This window comes from Nocardia araoensis NBRC 100135 (assembly GCF_000308435.1).
Classification (GTDB): Bacteria; Actinomycetota; Actinomycetes; order Mycobacteriales; family Mycobacteriaceae; genus Nocardia; species Nocardia araoensis.
This window is the reverse complement of record NZ_BAFR01000052.1, coordinates 1-5,952: the sequence shown is the minus strand read 5'-3', so window position 1 is coordinate 5,952 and position 5,952 is coordinate 1. Positions and strand designations below refer to the sequence as shown.

At 71.0% G+C, this 5,952-nt stretch carries 6 protein-coding genes; all 6 read right to left on the bottom strand.

Annotation, left to right across the window (positions count from 1 at the left end; all coding sequences use genetic code 11):
• Positions 1-619, bottom strand: a 619-nt coding sequence (locus tag ON21_RS07420) for a DegV family protein (RefSeq protein WP_039796702.1), incomplete at its 3' end; no start/stop codon positions are given.
• Between the two features lie 3 nt (positions 620-622).
• The gene (gene octT / locus ON21_RS40780; protein ID WP_039796700.1) at positions 623-1,318 is read right to left on the bottom strand and encodes a diglucosylglycerate octanoyltransferase; all 696 of its coding nucleotides are present in this window, start codon (positions 1,316-1,318) and stop codon (positions 623-625) included.
• Positions 1,319-1,916: 598 nt separating this feature from the next.
• Positions 1,917-2,501, bottom strand: coding sequence for a histidine phosphatase family protein (locus ON21_RS07410; protein ID WP_373281112.1), 585 nt, complete (start codon positions 2,499-2,501; stop codon positions 1,917-1,919).
• 71 nt (positions 2,502-2,572) lie between these two features.
• Complete coding sequence (rsfS, locus tag ON21_RS07405; RefSeq protein WP_039796694.1) at positions 2,573-2,986, bottom strand: ribosome silencing factor; 414 nt, start codon at positions 2,984-2,986, stop codon at positions 2,573-2,575.
• A gap of 94 nt (positions 2,987-3,080) precedes the next feature.
• Positions 3,081-3,722: a nicotinate-nucleotide adenylyltransferase gene (gene nadD, locus ON21_RS07400; RefSeq protein WP_063821026.1), complete on the bottom strand. Its 642-nt coding sequence runs from the start codon at positions 3,720-3,722 to the stop codon at positions 3,081-3,083.
• 107 nt (positions 3,723-3,829) lie between these two features.
• Positions 3,830-5,791 (bottom strand): hypothetical protein, encoded by a 1,962-nt coding sequence (locus tag ON21_RS40575; protein WP_039796692.1) that lies wholly within the window; start codon positions 5,789-5,791, stop codon positions 3,830-3,832.
• Between the last annotated feature and the right edge of the window lie 161 nt (positions 5,792-5,952).

Here is a 5,952-nt window from a genome sequence, read left to right as displayed (position 1 = left end):
CGTACGCCTTGGACCGCGTCCGGACTTTCTCCCGCAGCTCCAGCCGTCCCTCGACGATCTGCAGCAGCGGCTTGGTGACCAGTTCGCTGCCGAAGAACGTCGCCGCCGACGACAGCCTGCCGCCGCGCCGCAACTGTTCGGTGCGATTGACCAGGATGAACGTGCGGGCGCGTGCGGCGGCCGCGACCGCCGCGTCGTAGACCACGTCCAGCGGCGCCCCTGCCTTGGCTCGCCGCGCGGCGGCCAGCGCCGGCAGCCCGGTGGCCAGCCCGGCCCCGAGCGAGTCGACCAGCCGGACGCGGTCGGCGGCGTCCATGTCGCGTACGGCCTGCCGACCGGCCTCCCAGGTACCCGACAGCCGGCGGGAAAGATGCACCGCGACAACGCCGTCGCCGCCGCTGCGCTCCCAGGCCCGCTCGTACACCTCCCGCAACTCGCCGGGCGAGGCGGCCGAAGTGGTCACGGCGTCGGAGGCGTAGTCGATCTCGACCGGATCGACGCCTTCGCGCATCGCCCGATCACCGACCAGGACGTGCAGCGGGACGACGGCGATATCCAGCTCGTCGAGGTGTTCGGCAGGGAGGCTGGCGGACGAATCGGTGACGACCACGACTGCCACGGACTACCGGACCTCCTGCAAGGTCTTGACCATCGCGTTGGCCACTGCCGTGTGACCGTCCCAGCCCCAGTGGATGCCGTCCGGGTTCGCCTCGCCGGAGAAGATGTTGTCGCGCACCGCCTCACCGAGGTCGACCAGCGGCACCGAGGTCCGGTTCGACCAAGCGCGCAGCGCCTCCACCGCCCGTGGCCGCCCGGAGTGCACGCGACCGTAGGCCTCGCAGTCGTGCACCGAGGGCAGCACCGCGACGACCGGCAGGTCGGGGCGCAACTGCGCCAGCGCCGTGCGGCACTGTTCGAGATAGTCGACGCTCACCTTGGGCGGAAGCGCCACGGGCCTGCCGAGTTTCGACAGCTTGGGTTGCAGCCAGTTGTAGGTGGAGCGGACGACGCGGCGCAGAGCGGGCGGGCGCACATAGCGGATCAGTTCGCGCAGCGCGGTGGGCAGAGGTGAGGGCAGCGTGTCCATGCCGCCGACGGCGAAGACGACCGCGCCCGCGCGCGGCACCGCCGCCCACACTCGGGGGTCGCCGATCAGTGCCCAATAGGCGTCGCGGCAGGTCCAGCCGATCCTGGCGACCAATTCGACGTCCCAATCCAGCTCGGCGGCAACGAGGTTCGGCCAGATACGCGGATGGTCGGCGGGCAGCCCGCCCTTGGGTCCGAAGTAGGACAGGGAGTCGGCGATCACCAGCAGCACCGGGCGCGCGGCGTCGCGCGTTTCGGCGGCGTCAGCGGATTCCGAAGCGACGGTGCTCGACTCGGCCGGACCGGGTTCGGCTTCCCCCGACACGGCGGACCCGGTCGTCGCTGTGTCGGCGTCGGTCGACGCGGGCGTTGCGGAGATCGCCGCGGGCACGTCCACCGCCGATTCGCCGAGCACTGCTGCGAACTCATCCGCCACTGCGGCAACCGATTCGGCGATCGCGTCGGTCGCCACCGGAGCGACCGGTTCGCCGAGCGCCGCAGCGGACCCGTCCCCCGTCGAGACGACCGATTCGCCGGGCGCTTCCGCCGACTCGGCCATCGGTCCCGAGGTGTCGTTCGCGGTGCCGACGTACACCTGCGGCTCCACGCCGGAGACGATGTCGCCTGATCCGTCGTCCTCCGTGTCGGATTCCTCCGCGGACTCCGATCCGCCGCCGGATTCGCCTGCCGCGCCGGAAGCTCCGTCGGACGTAGCCTCGGGTTCGCGGGAAGCCGGTGGCGGACCGCCGAACAACGCGTCGGGCAACTGCCGTTCGGGCCTCGCCGACACCTTACGGAACAGTTCGTCCGGGACCGATCTGATCGGTTCTTCAGAGGACATCCGGTGCTACCTTCGCCGCTGCGTTCCACACATCCAGACGCCAGCCGGGCTGTTCGATGCTCGGGCCGTGACTGCTGAGCTGCACCCAGCTGGTGTTGGCCAGTCCTCCGAGGATGGGCCAGTTCTGCGGCGGCAGGTCGAGCAGCGCGGCCGTGAGGGCGGCGATCAGCCCGCCGTGCGCCACCAGGATGATAGTCCGGCCCGGCCAGTCCTGTCGCTGCACCAGCAACTCCTGCACCACCGGCAGCGACCGCGCCCCGACCTCGAGTTTGCTCTCGCCGTTGGGCGGGGTGTATCGCGCGTCCAGCCGCCACGCCATGCGCGCGCCCGGATAGTCGGCGTCCACCTCCAGATGGGTCAGCCCCTCCCAGTCGCCCAGGTTGGTCTCGCGCAATCTGACGTCCGGCACGACGGTGAGCCCGGTGTGCTCGGCCAGAGCCGTCGCGGTGTCGAACGCCCGGCGCAGATCCGAGGAGTGGATCGCGATGGCGTTGCGCGAAACCAATTCGCGTGCGGCCTCTTTGGCCTGTCTGCGACCGAGTTCGGTGAGATCGGTGTCGATCTGGCCTTGCATGCGGTCGGTGGCGTTCCATTCGGTTTGCCCGTGGCGCAACAGGATCAGGGTGCGCACGCCGGCATGTCTGCTCACGATCGCGCCTCGTCCTCCGTCGCCGCGGCGCGCGAATCCGGCGCTGCGCCGGTGATGCCGGCGACCGGCACCACAGGGCAGTCCTTCCACAGCCGTTCCAGCGCATAGAAATTGCGCTCGTCGTTGTGTTGGATGTGCACGACGACATCGACGTAGTCCAGCAGCGCCCAGCGACCTTCGCGGGTACCCTCCCGCCGGACCGGCTTGTGCCCGGCCGCGCGCAGCTTCTCCTCCACGTTGTCGACGATCGCGTTCACCTGACGCTCGTTGGGCGCGGACGCGATCACGAAGCAGTCGGTGATCACCAACTGCTCCGACACGTCCAGCACCACCACGTCGGACGCCAGCTTCTCGTCGGCGGCCAGCGCGGCGACCTGGGCGATCTCCACCGACTCGGTCGACGCGGTCATGCCCGCACCCCCCGGACGCTCGGCGCGACGGCAGTCGCGGCCGTGTCGATCGTTCGCTCGCTCATGCCCGCACCTTCGCTGCGCTCGCTCACGCTCAGCTACCTTCCGCTGCTCCGGGCACATACAGGTGCCGCTTCGATATGTACTGCACCACGCCATCCGGGACGAGGTACCACACCGGCCGGTTCTCGGCGGCGCGGCGACGGCATTCGCTCGACGAGATCGCCAGCGCGGGGACCTCGACCATGGTCACCGCATCGGACGGGAGATCGCGCAGATGCTCCTCGAGATGATCGATGTTCAGCTCGTACCCCGGACGGCTCACCCCGACGAACTTCGCCAGTTCGAACAGTTCTGCCCAATCCTGCCATGTCAGGATGCTGGCCAGCGCGTCAGCACCGGTGATGAAGTACAGCTCGGCGCCGGGATACGTCGACCGCATCTCCCGCAGGGTGTCGACGGTGTAGGTGACCTTGCCCCGTTCGATGTCCGCGCGGCTCACCGAGAACCGCGGGTTCGACGCGGTCGCGATGACGGTCATCAGGTACCGGTCCTCGGCCGGGCTGACCTGCTTGTGCGATTTCTGCCACGGCTGCCCGGTCGGGACGAAGATCACTTCGTCCAGGTCGAACCGGTGCGCGACCTCGCTGGCGGCGACCAGATGCCCGTGGTGGATGGGGTCGAACGTGCCGCCCATCACCCCGAGCTTGCGGCCGCGCCGACCTGTCTCGTGCATGACTGCCGAGCTTAACGGGTCGCAGGTGGCCGGTAAGCGGGGACGGGCACTGGACTGGAGACACCCGCCCGCACTCCGGCCTGCCGCGCGTGCCCGGCGGCGACGCCTCAGACGGTGGTTCCCGTGCCGCCGCCGACCTTCCGCATCCGGGTCAGTTGCTCGCGGGTGCGCGCCAGTTCGTCGGCTGCCTCGGCCGAGCGGTCCGCCAGCGCGGCCAGCTCGGCGATCAGCGTCCGCATCCAGGTGAGCCCGGGTTCGGGATCGGCGTCGCCGGACACGTGCAGCCAGGCCGCCGCCCGCAGGCAACGCGCCCGGGCCGCCACCGCGCCCAGCCGGGCCCACAGCCGCGCGGCGCGGTGGTATGCCGCCACCGCCTCGTCGTCCTGCCCGCAGTACTCCAGCGCGGTGGCGGCCGACCACGCCAGCTCGGCGTGCAGCTTCGCCCGCTCCAGGTCGTGCTCGACGAGTCGTGCCCCCTCGAGGAACTGCCGCGCGGCTTCGCGGTGGCGGTCCAGTGCGTTCAGCGATCGGCCGAACTGTGCGCGCACCACCGCCAGTTCACCGGACGGATACGGAAGCACACCGCTGAGCAGCGCCTGTTCGAACAGGGCGACGGCCTCGCCGTGGCGCTCGGCGCGATGGAACGCGCGTGCGGCGACCACGGTGTGATGCAGCACGTCCGGTTCGGACAGTCCTTCCCAGCGTGCCGCGGCGCGCACCGCGGCGTCGGCCAGATCGAGTTCCCGGTCCGGCTGACTCGCGATGGCGATGACCAGCTGCGCGCCCAGCCGGGCGGCCTCCTCGCCGGGCAGTACCGAGGTACCGAGCGCGAGCGCTTCCCGCAGGTGCGCTTCCGCCTCCTCGGGCGTATCGGCGAGCCGGGCCGCGCCGAGTTCGGCCAGCCTGCGGACCTCCGCAGCCCGGTCGCCGGAGAAGTCGTCGACTGCCGGTGCGCTGTCCGGCACGCTCCCGGCGCGCGGCAATGTGCTGCGCACACCGAGCGGCAACCGATCCAACAGCGGTTCGGCGGCGAGCCGGGCGGCCGTGCGCAAGCTGACCGCGCTGTTGCCGTTGCGGGCGTCATAGCGGCCGCACAGCGCGGCGATCTCGACCTCCAGCCGGGCGCGCACCGATTCCACCGTCCCGTCCGCCAGCGGAAGATCGCCCAGCCGCAGCGCCACCAGCCTGCGCAGCAGCACGCACACCCCGGTCGCGAACGCCAGGCGCGCCCCCGCGTCGGCGCCGGAATCGGCCAACCAGCTCGCGTGTTCGGCGAGGATCTCGAGCCCGCGCGCCTCGTTGCCGGTCAGCGCGCAGAATTCCACGTGCAGCGCCACCGACGGGCGCAGGTCCTCGGTATGCCGGACCAGCGGGTATCCGGTCAGGTGCGCGCCGCGCGCTGCCGCGACGCGGCCGGTCCGCACCAGCGGAAGCAAGGCTTTCGCCAGCACGCGGTGCGGTTCCTCGGCGCAGGTCCGTTCGCCGTCGAGCACGGGCTTCCAGTGCGCCAGCCCGCCCTCGTCGTCGCCGAGAGCCACGCTCGTCACGCCCCATTCGCCGCGTTCACAGGCATCGCAGTCGGACATGCTGTCGCGTGCGGCGGCCACCGCCTGTTCCAGCCACGCGGCGGCGGCCGCGGTGTCACCGATCTCGCGGGCGAGTTCGGAGCGCAGGGCCAGCACCGGGCGCGGACTGTAGCCGCGCTGCCGATAGCGGAGGTCGAGTTCGTCGAACCAGCGATCGATCGTGGACAGCGGTATCGCGGGGTTGTCGAGCATGCCCCAGGTCGCCCACTTCAGGTACCAGTGCACCGAGTGCGTCATCGAGCCCAGCTCGTCGGGGTGATCGTCGTAGATCCGCAGCAACCTGCCGTAGGCGACGGGGACCAGATCGCGTTCCCCCGCGTAGGTGTAGGACTGCGCCAGTTCCAGCAGCACCCTGCCTTCCAGCGCGCGATCGGACCCGGTTCGCGCGGCCGCGGCGAGGGTCTCCAGTCGCTCGGTCCGCGTCCGGCCGTGCGGCAGCGCGTAGACCTGTGCCAGTGCCGCGCCGATCTCGGCGGCGTCCATGCTCACTCCGTCTCTTCGCCGCGGTCGGCGGCGCGTTGGGTGGCCCAGCCGAGGAATTCGCCGAAGGCGCGATTGAGCAACGCCGTGTCGGCCGCGCTCAGCGGGCGGTGGGTCATCAGCAGGGCCTGGCCGTAGAGCGATTCCACCGCCGTCTTCAGGAA

What these genes read in the sequence shown, in the direction of transcription:
- ON21_RS07410 (WP_373281112.1), bottom strand. Translation starts at nt 2,501, where the DNA reads ATGCAAGGCCAGATCGACACCGATCTCACCGAACTCGGTCGCAGACAG.
- rsfS (WP_039796694.1), bottom strand. Translation starts at nt 2,986, where the DNA reads ATGACCGCGTCGACCGAGTCGGTGGAGATCGCCCAGGTCGCCGCGCTG.
- nadD (WP_063821026.1), bottom strand. Translation starts at nt 3,722, where the DNA reads ATGCACGAGACAGGTCGGCGCGGCCGCAAGCTCGGGGTGATGGGCGGC.
- ON21_RS40575 (WP_039796692.1), bottom strand. Translation starts at nt 5,791, where the DNA reads ATGGACGCCGCCGAGATCGGCGCGGCACTGGCACAGGTCTACGCGCTG.